Source organism: Mesorhizobium album, from assembly GCF_033977205.1.
GTDB classification, from domain to species: domain Bacteria; phylum Pseudomonadota; class Alphaproteobacteria; order Rhizobiales; family Rhizobiaceae; genus Mesorhizobium; species Mesorhizobium album.
On sequence record NZ_JAVIIW010000021.1, the window covers coordinates 100,019 to 121,607 of the forward strand.

Annotated in this window: 22 protein-coding genes and 1 pseudogene; 11 read left to right on the forward strand and 12 right to left on the reverse strand. The window is 65.3% G+C overall.

What is annotated here, in order from left to right:
• Positions 1-17: 17 nt before the first annotated feature.
• The 5 genes from RFN28_RS18770 to RFN28_RS18790 all read right to left on the reverse strand — a co-directional run bounded on the left by RFN28_RS18770 (position 18) and on the right by RFN28_RS18790 (position 3,951).
• A complete protein-coding gene (locus RFN28_RS18770; protein WP_320288809.1) occupies positions 18-698 on the reverse strand; it encodes an SCO family protein in 681 nt (226 codons plus the stop codon).
• A gap of 60 nt (positions 699-758) precedes the next feature.
• Complete coding sequence (locus RFN28_RS18775; RefSeq protein WP_320288810.1) at positions 759-1,298, reverse strand: TlpA disulfide reductase family protein; 540 nt, start codon at positions 1,296-1,298, stop codon at positions 759-761.
• A 7-nt stretch (positions 1,299-1,305) separates the two neighbouring features.
• Positions 1,306-1,746, reverse strand: a complete 441-nt coding sequence (locus RFN28_RS18780) for a DUF411 domain-containing protein (RefSeq protein WP_320288811.1) — start codon at positions 1,744-1,746, stop codon at positions 1,306-1,308.
• A gap of 38 nt (positions 1,747-1,784) precedes the next feature.
• Entirely contained in the window at positions 1,785-3,248 is a 1,464-nt protein-coding gene (locus RFN28_RS18785) for a multicopper oxidase family protein (protein WP_320288812.1), read from the reverse strand.
• Between the two features lie 133 nt (positions 3,249-3,381).
• Positions 3,382-3,951 carry a hypothetical protein gene (locus tag RFN28_RS18790; protein WP_320288813.1) on the reverse strand — a complete coding sequence of 190 codons (570 nt, stop codon included), beginning with the start codon at positions 3,949-3,951 and terminating at the stop codon, positions 3,382-3,384.
• Between the two features lie 106 nt (positions 3,952-4,057).
• Here RFN28_RS18790 and RFN28_RS18795 point away from each other — a divergent pair, with 106 nt between their 5' ends.
• Genes RFN28_RS18795 through RFN28_RS18805 form a run of 3 tightly spaced genes read left to right on the forward strand, consistent with a single transcriptional unit; the run spans position 4,058 to position 7,103 of the window.
• Entirely contained in the window at positions 4,058-5,125 is a 1,068-nt protein-coding gene (locus tag RFN28_RS18795) for a type III polyketide synthase (protein WP_320288814.1), read from the forward strand.
• Complete coding sequence (locus tag RFN28_RS18800) at positions 5,122-5,853, forward strand: methyltransferase domain-containing protein (RefSeq protein ID WP_320288815.1); 732 nt, start codon at positions 5,122-5,124, stop codon at positions 5,851-5,853. Before RFN28_RS18795 ends, RFN28_RS18800 begins: the two co-directional genes overlap by 4 nt.
• A complete protein-coding gene (locus tag RFN28_RS18805) occupies positions 5,850-7,103 on the forward strand; it encodes an NAD(P)/FAD-dependent oxidoreductase (RefSeq protein ID WP_320288816.1) in 1,254 nt (417 codons plus the stop codon). The genes RFN28_RS18800 and RFN28_RS18805 overlap by 4 nt, the downstream gene beginning before the upstream one ends.
• 6 nt (positions 7,104-7,109) lie before the next feature.
• On the opposite strand, the gene RFN28_RS18810 is transcribed toward RFN28_RS18805, so the two are convergent.
• A complete protein-coding gene (locus RFN28_RS18810) occupies positions 7,110-7,919 on the reverse strand; it encodes a class I SAM-dependent methyltransferase (RefSeq protein WP_320288836.1) in 810 nt (269 codons plus the stop codon).
• Positions 7,920-8,181: 262 nt separating this feature from the next.
• Between RFN28_RS18810 and RFN28_RS18815 the strand changes: the two genes are divergently transcribed.
• The 4 genes from RFN28_RS18815 to RFN28_RS18830 all read left to right on the forward strand — a co-directional run bounded on the left by RFN28_RS18815 (position 8,182) and on the right by RFN28_RS18830 (position 13,003).
• Positions 8,182-8,661, forward strand: coding sequence for a DUF2231 domain-containing protein (locus RFN28_RS18815; RefSeq protein ID WP_320288817.1), 480 nt, complete (start codon positions 8,182-8,184; stop codon positions 8,659-8,661).
• A 117-nt stretch (positions 8,662-8,778) separates the two neighbouring features.
• Positions 8,779-8,997, forward strand: coding sequence for an RNA-binding protein (locus tag RFN28_RS18820; RefSeq protein WP_320288818.1), 219 nt, complete (start codon positions 8,779-8,781; stop codon positions 8,995-8,997).
• A 524-nt stretch (positions 8,998-9,521) separates the two neighbouring features.
• Complete coding sequence (locus RFN28_RS18825; protein ID WP_320288819.1) at positions 9,522-11,168, forward strand: tlde1 domain-containing protein; 1,647 nt, start codon at positions 9,522-9,524, stop codon at positions 11,166-11,168.
• Between the two features lie 602 nt (positions 11,169-11,770).
• A complete protein-coding gene (locus RFN28_RS18830) occupies positions 11,771-13,003 on the forward strand; it encodes a glycosyltransferase (protein WP_320288820.1) in 1,233 nt (410 codons plus the stop codon).
• Between the two features lie 2 nt (positions 13,004-13,005).
• On the opposite strand, the gene RFN28_RS18835 is transcribed toward RFN28_RS18830, so the two are convergent.
• A complete protein-coding gene (locus RFN28_RS18835; protein WP_320288821.1) occupies positions 13,006-13,761 on the reverse strand; it encodes a bestrophin-like domain in 756 nt (251 codons plus the stop codon).
• Positions 13,762-14,004: 243 nt separating this feature from the next.
• Here RFN28_RS18835 and RFN28_RS18840 point away from each other — a divergent pair, with 243 nt between their 5' ends.
• From RFN28_RS18840 to add, 3 genes are all read left to right on the forward strand, one after another.
• On the forward strand, positions 14,005-14,790 hold the full coding sequence (locus RFN28_RS18840; RefSeq protein ID WP_320288822.1) for a ThuA domain-containing protein: 786 nt from the start codon (positions 14,005-14,007) through the stop codon (positions 14,788-14,790).
• Positions 14,791-14,898: 108 nt separating this feature from the next.
• Positions 14,899-15,957 carry a Gfo/Idh/MocA family protein gene (locus tag RFN28_RS18845; RefSeq protein ID WP_320288823.1) on the forward strand — a complete coding sequence of 353 codons (1,059 nt, stop codon included), beginning with the start codon at positions 14,899-14,901 and terminating at the stop codon, positions 15,955-15,957.
• 279 nt (positions 15,958-16,236) lie between these two features.
• Positions 16,237-17,229, forward strand: a complete 993-nt coding sequence (add, locus tag RFN28_RS18850; protein ID WP_320288824.1) for an adenosine deaminase — start codon at positions 16,237-16,239, stop codon at positions 17,227-17,229.
• A 112-nt stretch (positions 17,230-17,341) separates the two neighbouring features.
• On the opposite strand, the gene RFN28_RS18855 is transcribed toward add, so the two are convergent.
• Both RFN28_RS18855 and RFN28_RS18860 read right to left on the reverse strand, forming a co-directional pair.
• The gene (locus tag RFN28_RS18855) at positions 17,342-18,067 is read right to left on the reverse strand and encodes a 3-keto-5-aminohexanoate cleavage protein (protein WP_320288825.1); all 726 of its coding nucleotides are present in this window, start codon (positions 18,065-18,067) and stop codon (positions 17,342-17,344) included.
• Positions 18,068-18,215: 148 nt separating this feature from the next.
• On the reverse strand, positions 18,216-18,632 hold the full coding sequence (locus RFN28_RS18860) for a winged helix-turn-helix transcriptional regulator (RefSeq protein WP_320288826.1): 417 nt from the start codon (positions 18,630-18,632) through the stop codon (positions 18,216-18,218).
• A gap of 104 nt (positions 18,633-18,736) precedes the next feature.
• Between RFN28_RS18860 and RFN28_RS18865 the strand changes: the two genes are divergently transcribed.
• On the forward strand, positions 18,737-19,324 hold the full coding sequence (locus RFN28_RS18865; RefSeq protein WP_320288827.1) for a dihydrofolate reductase family protein: 588 nt from the start codon (positions 18,737-18,739) through the stop codon (positions 19,322-19,324).
• A gap of 105 nt (positions 19,325-19,429) precedes the next feature.
• Here the strand turns inward: RFN28_RS18865 and RFN28_RS18870 are convergent, their stop codons facing one another.
• The 3 genes and pseudogenes from RFN28_RS18870 to RFN28_RS18880 all read right to left on the reverse strand — a co-directional run.
• Complete coding sequence (locus RFN28_RS18870) at positions 19,430-19,627, reverse strand: hypothetical protein (protein ID WP_320288828.1); 198 nt, start codon at positions 19,625-19,627, stop codon at positions 19,430-19,432.
• A 160-nt stretch (positions 19,628-19,787) separates the two neighbouring features.
• Positions 19,788-21,035: a cytochrome-c peroxidase gene (locus tag RFN28_RS18875; RefSeq protein ID WP_320288829.1), complete on the reverse strand. Its 1,248-nt coding sequence runs from the start codon at positions 21,033-21,035 to the stop codon at positions 19,788-19,790.
• Between the two features lie 160 nt (positions 21,036-21,195).
• Positions 21,196-21,589, reverse strand: a pseudogene (locus RFN28_RS18880) (IS4 family transposase); the annotation flags it as partial.

Below are 21,589 nucleotides of genomic sequence, written 5' to 3' on the forward strand. Positions count from 1 at the left end.
GGTTGAGTGCTCCTGCCTCACAGCAGGTTTCGCAATCTTGCCAGCCAGCCTTCGTCCGGCTCGGCGTGCGGGCGTTCGAGGTTGTTGGTAAGCGCGTTGACCATGGTGACCAGATTGACCGGCGCGAAGTTCAGGCCGTGGAAATTCGCGCGCCAATGGCCTTCCTTGTCGATCACATGCGTCACGGTGCCGTGCATCTGGTAGCCGTCGGTCAGTGTGAACTTGTGGCCGAAGGCTTCGGCCAGCTTCCGGGTCGCATCCTCGGGCTGATCCTGGGTGGTGGTCAGGAACAGCCAGTTGACCGGATCGAGCCCATGCGCCGGCCCGTAGGCGCGCAGCACGTCGGGCGTGTCCCGCTTGGGATCGGTGGTGACGGTCACGAAGACGACCTGGCCCTTCATCGGTGTGGCGTTCACCATCTTCTGGACCTCGGCGATCTTCTCGGCATGCAGGGGACATACGTCCGGACAGGAGGTGTAGATGAAGTGCAGCACCACGACCTTGCCTCGCAGATCGGCGAGCCGCACGGCGGTTCCGTCGGCGGCGCGCAGCGTGAAATCGGGGGCCGGCTTGTCGATAGGCTGGAAATATTTCTCGTCGTCTTTGAGCAAGGCGTCGACTTCATCCAGCGAATGCGCCAGCGCGCCGTGGGCAAAGCCCAAGGCCAGCATCGCCAGCGCGGCAAGGCCGCGCAGCATCGGCGGCCATCCGTTCCAAGGCAACAAGACCCCGCGCCTCCCGGTTTGCAAAAGCATCGGTCATTTCCCTTCGCGATTGGCGGCGATACGGCCGCGGATGAAGTCGACCATGTCGGGAGCGTCCCACTCGGCCGGGCCGATCAGCCGGGCGATTTCCTTGCCGTCACGATCGATGAGCAAGGTCATCGGCAGCCCGACCGCGCCGAGCGTGAACATCGCCTTGGTCGAGGTGTCGATGTTGAGCGCAAGGTGCGTGACGCCCGTCTCAGCGAAGAATTTCTTCACGGCGTCGGGGCCCTTACGGTCCACCGACAGTGCGACGACCTCGAAGTTCGGCCCGCCGAGCTTCGCCTGCAGCCGGTCGAGCGTCGGCATTTCCTTGCGGCAGGGCGCGCACCATGTCGCCCAGATGTTGAGCAGCACCACCTTGCCGGAATAATCCGCGAGCGTTTTCTGCTTGCCGGCCTCGTCGGTGAAGCTGATGCCGGGCACGGCGACCGGTGCTTCCGGAACGACAAAATCCGCTGGCGGGCCTGCGGCCGCTGCCGGCAGCGCGACCAACAGCAACGCGAGCGCGATGGCCAGCTTGCCCGGGATCATGGCGGCCTCACTCCGTCGCATAGACGGTCGGCGCCTTGCCGTCCTTGGTGAAGGCGTAGATGGTCCAGGTCTCGCTCTTCTCGCCGCCCATGCCGGGCGCGCCCGCCGGCATGCCGGCCAGCGTGATGCCCGTGATGGCCGGCCGTTCGATCAGGAGCTTCTTGACGATCTCGACAGGCACCAGGCCGTCGACGACATAGCCGTCGACCATGATCGTGTGGCAGCCTTCGAGGTCGGCCGGCACGCCGGCATCGCTGCTGATCTGGGAGAGGTTGTTGACCGGCTTGATGTCGACCTTGAAGCCATTCTGCCCGAGATAGGCGGCATAGGCCTCGCAGCAGCTGCATTGCGGGTTCTTGTACATCACCGCATTGATCGTCGCCGCGAGCGCCGGCAGTGGCGTTGCGACCGCGAGGCCGAGGGCGGTAAGGGCATAGGTGAGTTTCATGGTCAGTTTTCTCCTTTTGAAGTTGCCAAGCGAAGGGATCAGGTCACCCGAAAGACGGTCATGAGCCCGGCCATCTGGTGGTCGGCGACATGGCAGTGCAGCATCCAGTCGCCGGGATTGTCAGCGACGAAGGCGCATTCGACCGTGTCCTTTGGCGCGAGCAGCACCGTGTCCTGCCATTGCCGATGCGGTACCGGCGAGCCGTTGCGGGAAAGCACCGAAAGGCTGAACCCGTGCACATGCATCGGATGCCACCATGCGGTTTCGTTGCGAATGGTCAGATGGCAGGTGACGCCGCGCCGCAGCGTGAACTGCGGCGCCATGCCGGCATGACCGTCGCCGGTCATCGACACGCCGTTGATCGCCCAGGCGGGCGTCCCGTTCATGCCAGGCATCGCCATGCCCTTCATGTTCATGCCCATCATGCCGGACATCATCCCGCCGACGCCGGCGAGCTTGCCGCCGCCCATCATGCCGCCCTGCAGGACGATCTCCTGCCGCACGGCGTTGGCGAGATCGGGCTCGGGCAGGGGATTGCGCGGCAGGGCCGCCGGCGCGTCCAGTGGATGCGCTCTCAGCGGCGGCGCCTTGTCATAGGCAAGCGTGGCCAGCGTATAGGCAAGGCCATCATAGAAGTCGTCGATCACCCGATACCGGCCGCCCGGTTCGCCCAGCATGTCGATAACGATATCGACGCGCATTGCCGGGGCCAGCACCAGGCGGCTGTCCTCCGGCTCGTGCGGCTCGCAGGGTTGACCGTCGATCGCCAGGATGACCGGCCGGTGGCCTTCGAAGCGCAGCGCCATCATGCGGGCAAGCGCGGCATTGGCTAGCCGCAGCCGAATGCGCTCGCCCGCCCCCACACTCTGATCGGCGGACGCCGAGCCATTGACGGTGACGAGGTTGCCGACCCGGCCGGACATCGACGCATCCATCGCGCTGCCGAAGCCCCCGGCGATCCGGCCGTCGGCGGCAAGCCGCCAGTCCTGCAGCAGCCAGATGAGGTCGCGGTCGAAGGCGACAAGCTCTGCCTCCTCGACGATCAGCGCGCCGGCAAGGCCGCGGCCGAGCTGCACGAGGCCGTCGGCATGCGGATGGTACCAGAAGGTGCCGGCGTCGGGCGGCGTGAACTCATAGGTGAAACTTGTTCCCGGCGCGATCGGCGGCTGGGTCAGCCCCGGCACCCCGTCCATGGCGTTCGGCAAGCGGATGCCGTGCCAGTGAACGGTGGTGTCCTCGGCCAAGCTGTTCTCGACCGTGATCCGCACCGGCTGTCCTTGCCGCAGGCGCAGCACCGGGCCGGGGACGGTGCCGTTGTACGCCCAGGTCGGAGTAGGCGCGCTGTCAGCGCCGGTCAATCGCGCCTGGCCTGGCGCGGCCCTGAGGGTGCGTTCGTCGACGGCGGATGCGCGGGCGGAACGCATCGGCCGCGACATGGCGACTCCCGCCGCCACGGCGAGAAAGCCGCGGCGCGACAGGAAACGATTGGAACGGAAATGCATTTTTTGCCCTCTGCGATCTCGATCGACGACGGGCATTCCGGCATGAGCCGGATTGCCGTGCGCGCCCGCGGTGCGATGGCGCGACGCGGACGATCAGACGGCACGTATCAGCCGCTGCGCGGCCGATACGGCGTCAGACGAGATCTGTGGGTCGGGGAGGGGATGGGTCGGGCAGGGAACTTCGCCCGCGCAGCAACGGGGTGGGCAGCGCCGATGGCTGCTGCATCCGCGGCACGATCGTCATGGCCGGACCCTGCGGCAGCACCGCGAGGACGGGCGCGATGCAATCCGGCGGACAATGCATCGGTCCGGCATTGCCGCCCGAATCCTTGAGGCACGCCTTGCAGTCGCTGTCCATGGCGCCGGCCATCTTGCTCATACCGCCGGCGACAGACATCGCCATGGCGTTCTCGCCTGCCATCCTGGCTGACATGATGCTGGCCTGCGAGGCGGACAGGCTGAACCCTGCAGTCAGGAAGACCGCGAGCAGCATGACCAGGAGGTGTTTTGGCGACAGTCGAGCCATTGCCCGCTTAGGCTGACGGCAAAATCCGGCTTTTGCAAGTCGCAGGCCCGTGATCTCTCCCGGCGCGGCATCGAGTCTCAGCCGCGGCCCCCTGTTTAACGCCGGTCCTTTGCCCGCCCGGGCGATTTCCTGGGACGAAATCGGTCTCTGAAACGTTAACGAATAGGCAACGCTCAATGCCCGCGTCCGCGCTGCGCGCCCCAAGGCGCAGGGCTGCAATGAGCACAATCCTCCGACAGCAGCGCCACGGTTCTTCCGTGCCCGACGCCCAAGGAGACAAAACATGCCTGTCAACGCCTACATCAACCGGATCGCGACAGCGGTTCCGGAGCACGAAGTCCATCAGTTCTACCTGCGCTACGCGGCCTCGATGCTCGCCGCCGATCGCAGGAGGATATTCGAACGAATGGCCCGCTTCGCCGGCATCGAGCATCGCTTTTCCTGCTTTGCCCCCGCTCTCGACCCGGAAGGGCCCTCGGCCGACCTCGGTGGAAAGTTCCCGCGCGGCGCGTTTCCCGGAACGGCCGCGAGAATGGCGATGTTCGCAGAGGCCGCGCCCGTGCTGGCGCAAAACGCCGTGGACGGACTGCACCTTGGCGGCGAGGCGTCGCGCATCACCCATCTCATCGTCACCTCTTGCACCGGTTTCTCCGCGCCCGGCATCGACCTGGACCTTGTCCAGCGCTGCGGCCTGCCGGACGGCGTCGAGCGCACCATGATCGGCTTCATGGGCTGCTACGCCGCGGTCAACGGTCTCAAGCTTGCCCGCCACATCGTCCGCTCCGATCCGCAAGCCAGGGTCCTGCTGGTCAACATCGAAATATGCACGCTGCATCTGAGGGAAACGACCGAGCTGGAGAAGCTTTTGTCCTTCTGCCTTTGGGGCGACGGCTGCGCGGCCAGCCTCGTCAGCGCCGAGCCGCCCGGCATCGAGCTCGACTCCTTCTGCTGCGCCGTCGCGGATGAGCAGCGGGAGCTGATGACCTGGGATATTCGCGATCACGGCTTTGACATGGTGCTTTCCGGCCAGGTGCCGGCGGCGGTCCAGGAAGCGCTGCGCGGAAACCAGGACGCCATCCTCGGCGGCCGGTCGCCGGCAGCGATCGACCTTTGGGCCGTGCACCCCGGCGGACGCAGCATTCTCGACGCGGTCGAACGGGCGCTGAACCTCGATCCCGCCGCGCTCAAGCCGTCGCGCGAGGTGCTGCGCCAATACGGCAACATGTCGTCGCCGACCGTCATGTTCGTGATGGAGAAGATGCTGAAGGCGCCGGGCGGATTGCTCGGCTGCGGCATGTCGTTCGGACCCGGTCTGACGGCCGAGACCATGCTGTTCAGGACCGTCTCATGACCGCGCTCGCGCAACGCAGCCTGGTTCCGGAAATCCTTGACGAGCTCGCGGCCGACGATCCGCGGGCGCTTGCCTCGCGCCGCGACCTCGCCCGCATCAACGCGCTAATGTTCCAGGCGCCCATCATGGCGTCGCTGATGCGGAAATTCATCGCCCGGCCGCCCGACCGCATCCTGGAGATCGGCGCCGGCGACGGCACCTTCATGCTCAAGGTGGCCCGGCGCATGGCAAGAGATTGGCGCGAGGTGGAGCTGACGATGCTCGACCGCGTCGGTCTCGTCACGCCGGAGCTCGCGGCGGATTTCGCCGCGCTGGGATGGAAGCTCGAAACCGTCACCGCCGACGTCTTCGACTGGGCGGAGCAGGACATAACGGGGAGTACAGGCGGCAGGTCCTTCGACGCGATCACGGTCAATCTGTTCCTGCATCATTTCGACGATGACGCACTGCTGCGGCTATTCTCGCTTTTGCGGCGCAAGGCTCCGCTCATTCTGGCGACGGAACCGCTGCGGGCGGGATTCGCGCTGGCGGCCGCCCGGCTTCTGCCCGCAATCGGCGTCAACGACGTCACGCGGCATGACGCAGTGGAGAGCGTGCGCGCCGGCTTCCGCGGCACGGAACTCTCCAATCTCTGGAGCGCCGCCGGCGGCAGGCCGCTGGAGGAGCGACGCGCCGGTCCTTTCTCCCATGTCTTTGTCGGCGCCGCGCCGGCCCGGGATGCCCCATGAGCCGCGCATCCACCCATGACGCGATTGTCATCGGCGCCGGCCCGGCTGGTTCTTCGCTGGCGCTGGCGCTCTGCCACCGCGGCTGGGCCGTGGCGATCGTGGAGAAGAGCGCGTTTCCACGCCGCAAGGTGTGCGGCGAATATATCTCGGCGAGCAATCTCGCGCTCCTCGACGGGCTGGAGATAGGCGACGCCTGGCGCGCCGAGGCCGGTCCCGAAATCCACCGGGTCGGTCTGTTTTCCGGCGACACCACAATCGAGGCGCCGATGCCGGGCGCGCGATCCGGGCCCGCGAGAGGCGGCTTCGGCCGGGCGCTCGGCCGAGACAAATTGGACACGCTTCTGCTCGATGCGGCCCGGTCGGCCGGCGCTGAAGTCTTCCAGCCCTGCCGCGCCGTCGCCATCGAACGCGGCGGCGATCGCCAGGCGGTGCGGATCCAGCCAACGGCCGGCATTTCCGGCGACGAGGCGACGGTCCTGCGGGCGCCGGTGATCGCCGCCGCGCATGGCTCGTGGGAGCCGGGACCGCTGCCGAGCCAGCTCGAGAAGTCAAATCACCCCGCGGACCTGCTCGGCTTCAAGGCGCATTTCACCAACGCGTCGCTGGCGCCCGACCTGATGCCGCTGCTGACCTTTCCCGGCGGCTATGGTGGCATGGTGCTTGCCGACCATGGCCGCATGTCCATCTCATGCTGCGTAAGGCGCGACATGCTGGCCCGCCTGCGCGCCAGCCTCGCCGCCAGTCGCGGCGGCCATGTCTCGGCGGCCGAGGCCGTCGAGCATCATATCAGGGCGACATGCCGGGGTGCGCGGGACGCCTTGCAGGAGGCCCACCTCGACGGTCCCTGGCTTGCCGCCGGCCCGATCCGGCCAGGCATCCGCGTCGGCTACGAAAAGGACATCTTCCGCGTCGGCAACGCCGCCGGCGAGTCGCATCCGATCATCGCCGAGGGCATATCGATGGCGCTTCAGTCCGGCTGGATTCTGGCCGAGGCGCTCGGCGAGGCGGCAATCGGGCCGGCTGGACGAGAGGCAGCCGGCAGGCGCTACGAAGCGGCCTGGAGAGGACTGTTCTCGACGCGGGTCCTTGCCGCCGAAGCCATCGCCCGTTTGGCCCTCGGCCCTGGCGGCGCCGCATTGATGCAGGCGGTCGCCCGCAATTTCCCGCAGGCGCTGACCTTGGGCGCGCGGCTCAGCGGCAAGACGAAACCTATCCCCGGTTTGGGCGATGCGAGCCTGGCCCGGGGCTGAACCGCTCTACGCGGCCACGATCACATGCGCCTGAATCTTGGCGGCAACCTCGCCCCTGCCATGCCTGTCTGCGAGCACGGATGCGGCATAGTCGGTTGCGGCTTGCAGTTTTCCCGCTTCTCTCGCCTCGATTTCGTTGCGAAGAAGGGTTCCCTGACAGTATGCGACGGCTGGAAAGCGGGGCGAGGGTGCACGGCTTTGTTCGGCCCTCGTCTCGATAGCCACATGGGAGAAGCCAGCAGCCTCCAGATCGCTATGGATCAGGTCCTTGTCGTGGTAGCCGTGCGGCGTGCGCGCCAGGAAGCGCGGCGGATCATTCGGAAAGATCTCGGCAAGAGCATTCGTCACATCATGCGCGAATACATTCTCCTCGATGCGGTCCCATACGCTGAACAGGAAGCGCCCGCCGGGCTTTAGCACGCGCCTTGCCTCGCGATAGGCAGCGGTGCGGTCGGGGAAGAACATCGCGCCGAACTGACAGCAAACGAGATCGAAGGCCGCATCTTCAAACGGCAGGGCCAGAGCATCTGCCTGGCGCCATTGGATACGGCTGTCGGGACCTTGTCGCGAAGCGGCGTAGTCGAGCATCGGCTGGTTGAGGTCGGTCACGATATAGCTCGCGCCGGGGGACAGTTTTGGCGCCAATGCACGGGTGACCACTCCGGTGCCTGCGGCGGTTTCCAAAACGGCGCCGGGCGACAGGGACGCTGCCCGTCGGGCAAGATCGGCGGCGTATGGCTCGAAAATCAACGGCACCATATGGCGATCGTAGTTTTCCGGAATCGAGCCGGCGAACACCTTGTCCGTTTCCAACATGGCTATCCATCCGCCGTCCGTTTGATTGCGCGCGAGGCTAGCACATAATTGTTTGTTTCGGTTCGCATTCGATCGGGATGCCGCCGACAGCATATGCGGCTATGTCGTTGCCGCCGCGTGTCGATGCGTCTCGGCAGGCCGGGTTATGGAACATTCCGAAACATCCGGAGTTCGATATGTAGCCCGGCTTTTGCCGCCAAGCCCGTGAGCAATTGTGACGTGGCCCGGGGCGGCGCTCGCCACGCCTCGAGGAGGCCTTACGATGGCCCAGGAAACGATCACCCACAATCCGCACAGCACGGCGAGCATTGCCGGCCATCCTATCCATGCGATGCTGATACCGTTCCCGATCGCCTTCTTCGTCGCGACTTTCGTTTGCGACCTTGTCTTCTGGAGAACCGGCAACCCGGCCTGGGTCGCCCCGTCGCTCTGGCTCCTCGGCGCCGGCCTGATCATGGCCGGGCTGGCCGCTCTTGCCGGCCTGACCGATATACTGGGCGATGCTCAGATCCGCAGCCTTCGAGACGTATGGCTTCACGCCGGCGGCAACGTCATTGTCGTCCTGATCGAGCTCTACAACTGGTACTCGCGATATGCCCATGGCGAGGCGGCGGAAAAACCGGTCGGCCTGGTCCTGTCGCTGATCGTCGTCCTCATCCTCCTGTTCACCGGCTGGAAGGGTTGGGGAATGGTCTATCGGCATCATGTCGGCGTTGCCGACGAACCGGACGGAATGCGCTGAAAGGAATCGCTACGCCACTGCGAAGAGTGTAAAATGCTCTGTCGTCCGCACTGAGCCGAGGCGCACGGGCGCTTGAAAGAGTAGATCATGCGTTCGCCCATCTGCGGGGGGAGCGTGATGGCTTTCACCAAACACAGCGGCATATTCACGCCGATCGAGCTGGAGCTTCTCCAAAGGGTATTTGACCAGTTGTGCGACGAGCGCCGTCTTGCCCTTAAAGACCGCGACCAAAGACAACAGCTTGCCTGCGAGGTCATCGAGGCTTTCCAGAACGGCTTCACCGCCGAAGCGGAGTTGTGGCAGTCGCTTTCGAAGCGCCGCTCGGCCCGAGCGTGAAGCGACCTAGCCATTCCGTCATTGATTTTCGGCACGCGGCGAAATCTTCCTTCCTACCGCGGGAGTTCGCCCCGCGTTTCGCCTCCAGCAGCAATGTCGCACCTCGCCCGGCAGGCAATTCCCGCCGTTTTTTTACCTCAATCCGTCTGTAGCCGGCGATTGCCTGAAAGGGCAAAACCCTTGTGTTGCTTGACTCGGCCTGCAAAAACGGGCAGCAAAAGCAGGCGAGGGAGAGCATTTTTACCGTGGCGGAGACCATGGAGGGCTCTTTTTCGTATGGACCGTCGCCACAATGGCGATTGGTGGAGGGATTGGTTAACCATCTTTGTCCATCTTTTGAATCAATCGGCAACAGACGCGTGAAGGTGCAGGGGGCACCAGGCGAACTGTGATCGTGACGGGTGCCAGGTGCGAAAACCGGCATGCCGATTGAGAGTGGTCGTATGGCGTTGTTGTGTGTGAAGTCCCGGGGTGACACTCCAGAGAGGGGGTCAACTTCGAAGAGATCCGGCCGGCGCTGGGTCATGGTGCCCGCAATCGGCGGGGCGCTCGTTCTATGGTCGGTGGCGACCATGGCTGGCCTTTATTCGGTGGGCACCTCGCTCACCGCCGCTTCCGATGGATTGCCGCGGAGCCTGCTTGCGCCGCGCAACATCGCGCTCGCCGACCAGCGGCGCAAGCTTGCCAACGCCTGGGCGCCGAGCCTTGCCGCGGCCGACGCGTACAAGGCGGGCTCGCTCACCGGCGGCTGCGACGCCGGCTGTCTAAGTCTCGCCACCGGCTTCGCGCATTCCACCTCGACCTCCTCCACCCCAACCTCCTCCATTCCAACTCCCTCCAATCCAGTTCATGACGGCAAGGCGGCGCGCCTGAAGCCGGCGGCGCCGGACAGCGTCGCGTTTGAGAAGATCGGCGCTGCGCGTGACAAGGCCGTTGAGGTAGCCTCGGCCGCCGACGTCGCCGACCGTTTCGACAGCGTCATCAAGCGCGCCGGGCTTTCGCCGCAGAAACTTGCCGATGCCTTCCATCGCGCCGAGAGCGCGCCGGTGCTGCTTGCAAGCCTGCCGTCGGCGAGCCGTTTCGGCGGCGCGGCCCAGACCAACCCGACCCAGACCGACCCGACCCAGACCGACCCGACCCAGACCGACCCGACCTTGAGCGGCCCGGCCGAGGAACGCTTCGGCTCAAACCAGGTCGACACCCGGGGCGCGTCCGAGCTGGCGCTGGCGCTCGCCAATGTCATGCCCGAAGAGACGGCCGACATGCCGGCCGCGCTCTCGGCGGCGAACGCCGAGGCAGCCGGACAGGCCGCAGCCGATCAGGGCGAAGTGCAGGTCGCCTCGCTGCCGCCCCAGGACGAATTGCCAGACAGCATCGCCGTGCCGGGCTTGAGGCCGCGCACCACGCTCGAGCGCGCGACCGAGGCGCCCGAACAGAATGCCGCGCGGAAGCCGGAGCCTGCCAAGCCGCAGGCAAGCCAGGCTGAAAAGCCCCAAGCTGCCAAGCCGGAGCCTGCCAAGCCGCAACCGGCCGCTGTCGATACCGCCCGAGGCCCGCAGACGCCGCGCTCGCTCAGGAACTCCGACCAGGCGCTTCCGGGCGTGCAGGGCTCGAAGCCGTTGGATGGTGGGCCGACCAAACGCAGTAAGGCGCAGCCTTCCGAGATGCTCGCCTATGCCAAGCCGGACACGCCCGAGCGCGGCGGCCTCGGCAGGGCCTTTGGGAGCCTGTTCAATTCGCCTTCGACAGGCAATGGCGTCGCCGTCTACGATATCTCGGCAAAAACGGTCTACATGCCGGACGGTTCGAAGCTGGAGGCGCATTCGGGCTACGGCTCGATGGTCGACCAGCCGCGCTTCGTCGACCGCAAGAATGTCGGCCCGACGCCGCCCGACACCTATAATCTGTCGCTGCGTGAATCGCGCTTCCACGGCGTCGAGGCGATCCGGCTGACGCCGACCAGCGGCGGCAACAAATACGGCCGCGACGGTCTGCTCGCTCACACCTACATGCTGCGCGGTGGCCGAGCCGAATCCAATGGCTGCGTCGTCTTCAAGGACTACCAGCGCTTCCTTGCCGCCTACAAGAAGGGCAAGATCAAGCGCCTCGTCGTCGTCCCGCGCCTGACCAGGTCGCCCACGCAGGTCGCCCAGGAAGGACGCCAGGGGTGATTTCAGGATTTGACGACGTTTGGAGTAGGCCGAAGCCTCCCCAACGTCGTCATCCCAAGGCGCAGCTACCGTAGTGACGCCCAGAGCGCTTCACCGTTTCATGGAAACGGCGAACCGCTCTATCTCTTTGTTTTGACTCATTTCCGGACGGAGGGCTACGGCGAAGTCGCCGAGCCTAACCGTTTCACACTTCTTCCTGGAATTGCTCTAGAGAAGTCGCAGCAGGATCCCGGGGTCTGCGCCGCGTCGCTCCGCTCCTTGCTCCGCCTGAGGATGACAAAGCGGTCGCCGTTTCGGCCGATCGCGGAGACATGCGACCTGCCCAACGCAAACATATCCGACCGGTCAAAATTTCTGTGCCAGGGAAACCAGGTCGCCATCGCCTGTTTCCGCTTGGCCGGATCGTGTCCTTGCCGAGGTCGGCGCGCCGAGCACGATAACGCGCGACAGTGGGACCATCGACTTGTGGAGAATGCGGGAGCGAAGGGATATCTCGCCCTCCCAGAAGGTAGATATGGCGGACCCTGGGCTTGCGGCAAGACCCCGGCCATGCGGTATGTACGCTTCCCTTGACCTGAATTTCTAGGAAAGGGAATTCCCGAATGCGGATTTTGTTGTCGACCTACGGCTCGCGCGGAGATGTCGAGCCGGTGGTGGCGCTCGGCGAGCGATTGCAGGCGCTGGGCGCCGAGGTGCGGGTGAGTGTTCCTGGTGATGCGGAATTTACCGCGCTGTGCGCCCGGGCCGGCCTGCCTTTTGCGCCGGCCTTCGCGCCGGTGCGCGAATGGGCGAAGGAAATGGTGCGCCGCAGGGCATCGGCGTCGCCCGAGGGTGTTGCCGCGCTGATCTCCGACCAGGCGGCCGAAATCGTCGCCAAGCAATATGATGCGCTCATGGCTGCCGCTGAAGGCTGCGATACCGTGGTGGCGTGCGGCCTGTTTCCATCCTGTGCCGCGGCGCGGCTGGTCGCCGAGCGGCGGGGGATCCCCTACAATCTTGCCACCTTCTGTCCGATCTGGCTGCCGTCGGCGCACAACCGTCCGCATGAATATCCTGGACATCGGCTTCCCGCCGGGGTGACCGACAACCGGCTGCTGTGGCAGACGGATATCGCGACCAAAAACGCGCTGTTCGGCGAAGCGATCAACAGCCACCGCGCTTCGCTCGGATTGCCTGCGGTGGAGAATGTCCGCGACTATGTCTATGGCGACCTTGTCCTGCTTGCCTGCGATCCGACGCTCGGGCCGTGGCTGCCCACGGACTTGACCGACGCCCTGCAGACCGGCGCCTGGATCCTGCCGGACCAACGGCCGCTTCCTGACGGGCTGGAAGCGTTCCTCGAGGCCGGCCCGCCGCCGGTCTATGTCGGCTTCGGCAGCATCGCCGTCGCCAAGGAGTCCGGCCGCGCAGCCATCGAGGCGATCCGCGCCAAGGGCCGGCGCACCGTGATCGCGCATGGCTGGGCCGAGCTCGGTCTGATCGACGATCGCGACGATTGCTTCGCCGTCGGCGATGTCAACCAGCAGGCGCTGTTTGGGCGCGTGGCCGCCGTGGTGCATCACGGCGGCGCGGGCACGACCGTCGCCGCCACGCGGGCAGCCGCGCCACAGGTGGTGGTGCCGCAGATCGGCGATCAGCCCTATTGGGCGCGGCGGGTGGCCGAGCTCGGCATAGGCGCAGCGCATGAGGGTCCAACGCCGACCGCGGAGTCCTTGTCGGCGGCGCTGGAGACCGCGCTTGCATCTGAAACTCGCATCCGCGCGAGCGAAGTCGCCCGCTCGGTCCGCGCTGATGGCGCCGAGGTGGCGGCGAAGCTGTTGGTCGATATGTCGTGATCTCACTCAGTCAGTTCCGCCAGCGCCCTTTGCAGGGGCGCCGGCGAGACCTGGATCGGGCCGGAGAAGGGCGTGTCCATATCCATGATCAGATAGATCGCCGCCGCCGCCAGCGCTCCCGAGATGAGGAAAGTGCCGACAACGGTGGCGTTGCGCGGCGCCCGGAAGCCGAAGCTGGCGAAGATCAGCATCAGCCAGGCGACGAGCAGCGTCATCAACGGCTCTGGGATGTTGCCGTCGGATTGCTCGACCAGAGCCCAGCGCTGCTCGATCACCTTCTGCAGCTGCTGCTGCGCGGCCTGCAGCGCCGACGCGCGCTTGGCCTCGGGCGGAGTCAGGGCTGCCAGCTGGTCGCCGACCTGATTGAGCAGCAGCTCCGACAGCCGGTTGGCGACCACCGGCGTCTTCTGCGAAAGCGAGGTGGCGTCGACGACCCGCTGCACATAGGCGGCGAGCGAGGCGCGCGCGCTGCCTGTCTCTGGACCGTATTGCCTGAGCGAGCGGTCGAGCAGGATTAGTTGCGTGGCGAAGCTGTGGACGTTGTGGTCGATGGTCTCGAACGTGTTCTTGGCCGAATTGATCATCAGGCCGAGCACCAACGAGGACATCACCACGAAAAGGTTGGCGGCAAGCCGCACCACGGCGCTGGTATCGTCCTGGCGGTGATGAGCGGGAAAGCGCTCATAGATCAGCAGGCTGACCAGCGCGGCCCCGGCCAGACAAGCAAAGATCGCCACCCCTACAAGCACTTCGACCATCGCCGATATTGCGCACGGGAGAGGGCGCTTGCCAACGGGTGGATGAGGTTGAATCAGTTTTGCGGCATAAGAGTGTATGTCATTGTTTCGGAAGGAAGCTTTCAGGCTGGCGCGCCTACTGGCAGGCGTCCCGCGAGAGGTCCCGTCCAACCAACACTTGAAAACCGCTTCCAATACCCGCCGAAGCCTTTATGAATGGGCGCCGGGGCGGCTCCACCCTCACAATCATGCACGAGGCTATCCATGACAATTCGCGCTGTCGTCTGGGGCGAGAACATCCATGAGCGGACCAACGAGGTGGTCGCCGGCATCTATCCGGAAGGCATGCACACGACCATCGCCAACGCCCTCAACGCCGACAAGGCGATCTCCGCCTCGACCGCGACGCTTGAGCAGCCGGAGCACGGCCTGCCGGAGTCGCGCCTCGCCGAGACCGATGTGCTTGTCTGGTGGGGCCACAAGGATCATGGCGCGGTGGCCGACGAGGTGGTCGAGCGCGTCGCCCGCCGGGTATGGGAAGGCATGGGGCTGATCGTTCTCCACTCCGGCCATTTCTCGAAAATCTTCAAGCGGCTGATGGGCACGCCCTGCACGCTGAAATGGCGCGAGGCCGGCGAGCGCGAGCGGCTTTGGGTGACGAGCCCCAGCCATCCGATCGCCGAAGGCCTCGGCGAGTTTTTCGAGCTCGAGAACGAGGAGATGTATGGCGAGCAGTTCGCCGTTCCCGAGCCGATGGAAACCGTTTTCATCTCCTGGTTCCAGGGCGGCGAGGTGTTCCGCTCGGGGCTGACCTTTCGGCGCGGCGCCGGCAATGTCTTCTACTTCCGCCCTGGACACGAGACCTATCCGACCTATCACGACGCCACCGTGCACAAGGTGCTGCGCAACGCGGTGAAGTGGGCGGTGAACCCGCAAGGGTCGAAGCCGGCCATCCTCAAGGCGCCGAACGTACCGGTCGAGAAGGCGCTGGAGCCGATCGTCGAACGCGGCGGCAAGCTGCACGCTCCGGGCGAGTCCGGCTTCCGCTAAAAGCATCGAGGAAAGCGCGGCGCGGTTCCCCTGGAATTGCGTGCAAATTACAACTAGACCACATCCGCCCATATAATTGAATCGAACCAATTTGCTTGGAGAGGCACAATGCGGCTTTTGATACTCGGTACCGGCTGGATGGCGCAGGAGCATGCCCGCCGCTTCAGCGCCATCGAGGGCGTCGACATCGTCGGCGCCGTCGATGTCGATCCGACCCGCGTCGGCGAATATGCCGATGCCTACAAGATCCCGAAGCGCTTCACCTCGCTGGAGGCGGCGCTCGAATGGGGCCAATTTGACGCGGTCGCCAATGTCACGCCCGACCGCATCCACCATCCGACCACCATGGCGCTGATTGCCGCCGGCAAGCCGGTGCTGTGCGAAAAGCCGCTGGCCGAGAATTTCGGCAAGGCCATCGAGATGGCTGCTGCGGCGGAAGCCGCCGGCCTCGTCAACATGGTGAACCTCACCTACCGCAATGTCGCGCCGCTGCAGAGGGCGCGCCGGATGGTGCAGGCGGGCGAGATCGGCACGGTGCGCCATGTCGAGGCCTCCTACCTGCAAAGCTGGCTGGTGTCGAAATTCTGGGGCGACTGGCGCAGCGACCCGAAATGGTTGTGGCGGCTGTCGCGCGGCCATGGCTCCAACGGCGTGCTCGGCGATGTCGGCATCCACATCCTCGATTTCGCGAGCTATGGCGCGGCCCTCGACATCGACCACGTCTTCTGCCGGCTGCGCGCCTTCGACAAGGCGCCGGACAACCGCATCGGCGAATACCAGCTCGACGCCAATGACAGCTTCGCCATGACGCTCGACTTCGCCAACGGCGCCTTCGGCGTGGTGCATGCCAGCCGCTGGGCGACCGGCCATCTGAACGAGCTTCGGCTGCGCATCTATGGCGACAAGGGCGGCATCGAGGTTGTGCACAATCTCAACGGCTCGCTGCTCAAGGCCTGTCTTGGCGCCAATGTCGAGAACGCCAAATGGGAAGACCTCGACGCCGGCACGGTGCCGACCAACTACCAGCGCTTCGTCGATGCGGTGAGGAGCGGCGTGCAGACCGAGCCGACCTTCCGCCACGCCGCCGGTCTGCAGAAGGTGCTGGATCTCGCCGTGGTGTCGGACGAGAAGCGCGCGGAGCTGAGGGCCCACGCGGATACGCAGTGAGGCCGGAGCGCTAATCTCCCCCCTTGTGGGGGAGATGCCCGGCAGGGCAGAGGGGGGTGCTGTCCCGCCGGCCTATCGGCAATTTCCCAATCGCCGCGGCCGACTGAAGGTTGGAGTAGAAACTCGCCCACGCCGGCGATCCTTCACACCCCTCTCTGTCCTGCTCTCCCCCGCAAAGGGGGAGATTGGCTGTCATCACGCACAAATCTTTCAATCATTTCTTGAAGCCTTGACCGCGCCTTTCGTGATTTGATGCAGCCACCAGCTCGGGAGGCTCCAGTGACCGACTACATCGGATTGCCGAAGGCCGAAGTGCACATCCATGTCGAGGGCTGCTTCGAGGTCGACGACGTGATCAGGAATTGCGCGGAGGCGGGCATTCCGCTGCGCGCGCCGCGCGACAGGCTCTTCGAGGCCCACGATCTGAAAAGCTTCCTCGAAATGCTCGACTGGCTGTGCGGCACGTTCCGCACACGAGAGCAACTGGCCGTCACCGCCTATAAATTTGCGCGGCGAATGGCCAAGAGCGGTGTGCGCTATGCCGACGTCATCGTCAACCCGACCCACTGGCCGCATTGGTACAGGAATATCCCCGGGATGATCGACGCGTTCGACGCGGGGTTCGCGGCCGCCGAGCAGGATGGATACCCGCCGGCCGGGCTTTGCGTCAGCCTGCTGCGGACCCAATCGGCCGAGGACGCGATCGAGCTGGTTGAGCTGCTCGCCAGGATCAGGCACCGGCGCGTCGTTGCCCTTTCGATCGACGGAAATGAAGCGGCAGCCGGCCGTACCGGTCCGCGCTTCGCCGAGGCGTTCCGCCGCGCCGCCACGGCCGGCTTGCGGCGGACCGTCCATGCCGGCGAGTCGAGCGGTCCCGAGGGTGTCCGCGACGCCATCGAACTGCTTGGCGCCGACCGCATCGACCATGGGGTGCGGGCGATCGAGGAGCCGGCTCTGGTCGAGCTGCTCGCGCAGAGGCGGATTCCGCTCGGCATCTGCCCAGTCTCCAACATCGCGCTCGGCATCTATCCGTCGCTTGCCGAACATCCGATCGACGCGCTCCGCAAGGCCGGCGTTCCCGTTTCGATCAACACCGACGATCCGGCGCTGCTCGACACGACGCTCGAAGCGTCCTACGCCGCCTGCGCCGACACCTTCGCCTGGGACAGCGAAACCATCCGCCAGCTCGCCGCGACATCGGTGCATGCGAGCTATGCCGACACTGCCGTGAAGGCGCGAATCCTGGCGGATCTCGCGGCCTGGCAGGCCTGACAAGCCTACCGTTCCGAGGCGCTCCAACCGAACGAGAGGCGCGGAACTCGGGGCAATGCGGATAAGCGGTGAGGCCGGAGCGCCAATCTCCCCTTGCGGGGGAGATCAGCCGTCATTTGTTGCCTCGATAAATCCCCACCGCCGCCGCCACCAGCGCCGCGTTCCCGTTGGCCACACTGCCGTTCAGCAATTCCTTGCCGTCCTCCAGTCCGACGCGCGTCGAAAATTTCCGCGCCGCCGCCCGCTCGACGAGGGGCCACACGGTGGCGTTTTCGCCATGCAGCAGGATCGAGCGATGGATGCCTTCGCGCTGCAGCACCTTTTCGATGCCGTCGGCGACGGCAAGGGCCTCATCCAGCTCCTGTTCGGAAATCTCGATCAGCACCCGCAACACCCGGCCACCATGGTCGAGGCTGGCGAGCCTGAGCGCGTCGCCGATCGACGCCAGCCCGGCCTCGATGCCGACGCCGCGGCTGTGCAAGGTCTCCATCACTTCGGGCGCCGCCGCCTCGCTGAGATTGACTGAGGCATAGTCGGGCAGCTCATTCCAGCCGGCGATGGCCGCGAGCGTGCGCCTGTCATCCTTCTCGATCCAGGCGCCGGTGGAGACACCGATCAGTGTACCCGGGCAGGCGCGGCGCAGCGCCGCCACCGTCTTGTCCATCGCGTCAGGCGCCAGGCTTTCCCGGCGGTCGGCACCGCGCGCATGGACATGCAGTTCGGCGGCGCCCGCTGCGATCGCGGCCGCGCCATCGCGCGCCATGGCCTGCGCGTCGAGCGGCAGGGAGGGATGGAAATCGGCGGGGCGGGCGCCGTTGATGCAAGCCTGGACGATCATGGCGGCGATCCTGTTGCGGCTGGCGAGTTTAGCGCGGGGGAGGGTCGAAGTCTCCTGAAAGGGGAGCACGACGGGGTGATCTTAGTAGCGCCGTGATCCTTCGCGCCGCGGAGTGCCAGCATGCATGGGCGATTTGCCTCGCAGCGCCTTACCCCAAATGCTCCTTCCTCAATTGCTCCTTCATCCGCTCCAGCGCCGGCTCGCCGCCCGTCGCAAGCTCCATGGCAATCCGAGCCAAGTCCTCATCGGCCTTGCGATGCTTGCTTCCCCAGGCGCCGAGCGTGGCCAGCACCGGCAGCAGATCGATGCCGGCCTCCGTCAGCCGGTAGATCGCCTTCAGGCCGTGCGTCGGGTCGTCGCTGCGGGTGAGGATGCCTTCGTCCTGCAGCGTCTGCAGCCGCTCCGCCAGCGTCCGCGACGAGATGCCTTCGTCCGACTGCAGAAACTCGCGAAAATGCCTTTTTCCCGCGAAGACCAGGTCGCGAATGATGAGCAATGTCCAGCGGTCGCCGATGAGTTCGAGCGACAGGCTGATCGGACAGCCGGATCGTTCCCGGGTCGACATGACATCGGTTCCATTTTTAAATCAATTTACTATTGACATCATTCTCCTCGGTGCGTCAAATGGTTTCATAAGTAAATCGTTTGCCGGAAACATGAGGACCGGAGATGAAGAAACTCATCCTGCAGATGCAGATGTCGGTCGACGGCTTCGTCGGCGCCGCCGAAGCCCACGGCTGGCAACTTTGGGAATGGGGCGAGGAGAGCGACTGGGACGACGCGTTGAAGGCGGACTTCAACGCCGTCTTCGACACCGTCGACACCATTCTCCTGAGCCGCAAGATGGCCGAGGAGGGCTATGTCAGCCACTGGAGCAATGCGGCGAGGAAATATCCGCAAGACCGCTTCTACGCGTTCGCCCAGCGCATCGTCAAAGCGCAAAAAGTGGTGCTGAGCAACAGGTTGAAGGCCTCGCGCTGGGAGCGCACGCATGTTGCCGGCGGCGACCTGCCGCGCGAGATCAATACGCTGAAGGCGAGCGAGGGCGGCGACATAGCCGTGTTCGGTGGCGCAGGTTTTGCTTCGGCGCTGATCGCCGCCGGGCTGGTCGACGAGTTCCAGCTCTTCATCAATCCTGCGGTGCTGGGCGCCGGCCGCCGTATCTTCGACCAGGGCGGCTTCGCCAGGTTGAAACTGCTCGGGTCCAAAGCGTATGCCTGCGGCATGGTGGTCAGCCGCTACGCGCCTGAGGGATAAGGGACGTCAAGGCGCGCAGCCTGAATCAATCTCGCAACGTGCCGTCCCAACCGCTTGTACGCTTACGCCTTTCCTGGCGGACGGGTGAGTTGTCGGTGCTGCGCCCTATTGGCGTGGATGCAGCCCTAAAGCGTGGGTTTCACGGCATCCCGCTTCTTCATCGTTGGCCGCGGCCGTGAGCCACAGGGCTTCATGCGGCGTCAAGCCGATAAGCACGCGGCCGGCCAATTCGGCGGGCTCCTCATTGGCCGTATCAAACACCGTCCAACTGCCGGTCGGGTCCTGCACCGCGACGAATCTCATCTCGAGACTCCATCCATGAAGCGCGCCTAATATGGCAGGAAATTCACGGCGATCCTGTGATCTGGCCCACATAGGAGGCCCCGCGTTCGTCCGATATCTTCGATTCGATGCTGAACGGCAAATGCGCGCAATACCTTAACCCGGGCGAGCCTTCGCCACCTCACTGCCCCACCTGGTCGGCGTCGGTCAGCGTGCCGAGAAAGGCGACGATGTCGTCGATCTCGGCGTCAGTCAGCGCCGGCTTGTCGCCGGGCTTCCTGCCGTTTAAGGGCGGGTCGGTGTTGAGGTTTCCCCAGTAGGCTTTCGGCAGGTCGTCGAACTTCTTCACCGTGCCGTCGGCGTCCTTCGGATACCAGCGGCCGGGATCGCTATCGCGACTGGCGTAGAAGGCGACAGCCTCGCGCAGCGTGTGCAAATAGCCATTGTGGAAGAAGCTCTTGCGCAGCGCGACGTTACGCAGCGTCGGCGTCTTGAACAGGCCGCAATACTCGGCGCGGCCTTTGAAATCGGTGCGCAGCGGGCCGCAGAGGCCAAGGTCGAAATAGGCGGGATCGGCGTTGGCGGGGATCGCCGGGTTGCGCGGCACGGCGATAGCGATCAGCCCGTAATCGGTGAATTGCGGCGGCTCGCCATTATTCGCTGGCTCGCTCAGATGGCAGCTCGCGCAATTGCCCTTGGCCTCATCCTCGAACAGCGCGCGGCCGCGCAGTTCCTGCGCCGTCAGTTGCGCCTTGCCGGCGAGGAAGGCGTCGTAGCGGCTGGAATAGGGATAAAAGTCCGTGCTGCTCTGTTCGAATGTGCCCAGCGCTTCCACTGCGGCGTTGAAGGCATCCTTCGGGTGGTCGAACACATCCGTGCCGAAGGCTGCCTTGAAGGCTTCGGCATAGGGCGCCTTGCGCAAGGTCGCGACCACCTGGGCTTCATCCTTGTTGCCCATCTCGAGGGGCGACAAAAGCGGGATCCTCGCCTGGTCCTTGCCATGGTCGGCGCGGCCGTCCCAGGTCAGCCCGCCGGTCGGGCCGTTGTCGACGCTCTCGTCGCCCTCGTCCTCGGAGTCGTAGAAATGCTCGCTGAAGGCCGGTGCCGCCTGCAGGTAGCGCAGCGACGGCACGGCGCGGAGGCCAGGCTGGTCGAGCTTCGGCCCGCCCATCTCGACCGGCGAGTTGGAGGCTGGACCGAAGGCATGGTTGGGATCATGGCAGGACGAGCAGGCCTGCTTGCCCGAGGCCGAGAGCGCTGGGTCGAAGAACATTTTTCGCCCCAAGGCCGTCAGCGCCTCGGCGCGTGCGAAGGCATCCGCGCGCGACATCGGGCCGGGAGAAACGCTGCCCGCCGGCAGGCCGTCTGCCGACCAGAGGGCGGCGATTGCGGCAAGAGTTGCGAACGTCGCGGATTTCCATCGTGGCATGGCGGACCGGTTCCGTTTGCTATTTGCGTAGGAGCGCATTGCTACGGATTGATGACTGGCAAAACGAAATTGCCAAGCTGGAGCACCCCTCATCCGTCGCCTTCGGCGACACCTTCTCTCACAAGGGGCTAGCGTGCGCACACATTTGCTTTGGGTGGGGTTAGTCGGGATTTGCAAGAGCGAAGCCCTCGGCGATGGCGTGGAAACGTTTGAGGCCGTTGCTGAAGGTGACCGGGCCTGGCGGCCGCTCCTTGGCGTAGCCGTTCCATCCTCCTAGCCGGGCGATGCACCAGGCGGCCCAGGCGAGCGTGTGCACGGGGTGCGGGTTCTTCTGCTTTTGGGTCTTGCCTTCGAGCCTGGTGACAAGTGCTTCCAAAACGGTGATCTCGGTGGGGCTGAAGAGGCGTGCGGCCTTGAAGGCCTGGCCGGCCGCGCCACGACCCTGCACGAGTTGCATGACCCTGGTGGCGACGATCAACGCGGCGGCGGCCAGGCGCTCGAGCGCATCGCCATCGGCGATCAAGCTTTCCTCCAGATCGATGGCCTGCGACTTC

Bases quoted from the DNA above. Each gene is read 5' to 3' on its own strand.
- RFN28_RS18865 (WP_320288827.1), top strand. From the start codon at position 18,737: ATGAAGAAACTCATCCTGCAGATGCAGATGTCGGTCGACGGCTTCGTC.
- RFN28_RS18875 (WP_320288829.1), bottom strand. From the start codon at position 21,035: ATGCCACGATGGAAATCCGCGACGTTCGCAACTCTTGCCGCAATCGCC.
- RFN28_RS18780 (WP_320288811.1), bottom strand. From the start codon at position 1,746: ATGAAACTCACCTATGCCCTTACCGCCCTCGGCCTCGCGGTCGCAACG.
- RFN28_RS18830 (WP_320288820.1), top strand. From the start codon at position 11,771: ATGCGGATTTTGTTGTCGACCTACGGCTCGCGCGGAGATGTCGAGCCG.
- RFN28_RS18800 (WP_320288815.1), top strand. From the start codon at position 5,122: ATGACCGCGCTCGCGCAACGCAGCCTGGTTCCGGAAATCCTTGACGAG.
- RFN28_RS18835 (WP_320288821.1), bottom strand. From the start codon at position 13,761: ATGGTCGAAGTGCTTGTAGGGGTGGCGATCTTTGCTTGTCTGGCCGGG.
- RFN28_RS18825 (WP_320288819.1), top strand. From the start codon at position 9,522: ATGGTGCCCGCAATCGGCGGGGCGCTCGTTCTATGGTCGGTGGCGACC.
- RFN28_RS18805 (WP_320288816.1), top strand. From the start codon at position 5,850: ATGAGCCGCGCATCCACCCATGACGCGATTGTCATCGGCGCCGGCCCG.
- RFN28_RS18860 (WP_320288826.1), bottom strand. From the start codon at position 18,632: ATGTCGACCCGGGAACGATCCGGCTGTCCGATCAGCCTGTCGCTCGAA.
- RFN28_RS18810 (WP_320288836.1), bottom strand. From the start codon at position 7,919: ATGTTGGAAACGGACAAGGTGTTCGCCGGCTCGATTCCGGAAAACTAC.
- RFN28_RS18820 (WP_320288818.1), top strand. From the start codon at position 8,779: ATGGCTTTCACCAAACACAGCGGCATATTCACGCCGATCGAGCTGGAG.
- RFN28_RS18770 (WP_320288809.1), bottom strand. From the start codon at position 698: ATGCTGCGCGGCCTTGCCGCGCTGGCGATGCTGGCCTTGGGCTTTGCC.
- RFN28_RS18815 (WP_320288817.1), top strand. From the start codon at position 8,182: ATGGCCCAGGAAACGATCACCCACAATCCGCACAGCACGGCGAGCATT.
- RFN28_RS18785 (WP_320288812.1), bottom strand. From the start codon at position 3,248: ATGCATTTCCGTTCCAATCGTTTCCTGTCGCGCCGCGGCTTTCTCGCC.
- RFN28_RS18775 (WP_320288810.1), bottom strand. From the start codon at position 1,298: ATGATCCCGGGCAAGCTGGCCATCGCGCTCGCGTTGCTGTTGGTCGCG.
- RFN28_RS18870 (WP_320288828.1), bottom strand. From the start codon at position 19,627: ATGAGATTCGTCGCGGTGCAGGACCCGACCGGCAGTTGGACGGTGTTT.
- RFN28_RS18845 (WP_320288823.1), top strand. From the start codon at position 14,899: ATGCGGCTTTTGATACTCGGTACCGGCTGGATGGCGCAGGAGCATGCC.
- RFN28_RS18795 (WP_320288814.1), top strand. From the start codon at position 4,058: ATGCCTGTCAACGCCTACATCAACCGGATCGCGACAGCGGTTCCGGAG.
- RFN28_RS18855 (WP_320288825.1), bottom strand. From the start codon at position 18,067: ATGATCGTCCAGGCTTGCATCAACGGCGCCCGCCCCGCCGATTTCCAT.
- RFN28_RS18840 (WP_320288822.1), top strand. From the start codon at position 14,005: ATGACAATTCGCGCTGTCGTCTGGGGCGAGAACATCCATGAGCGGACC.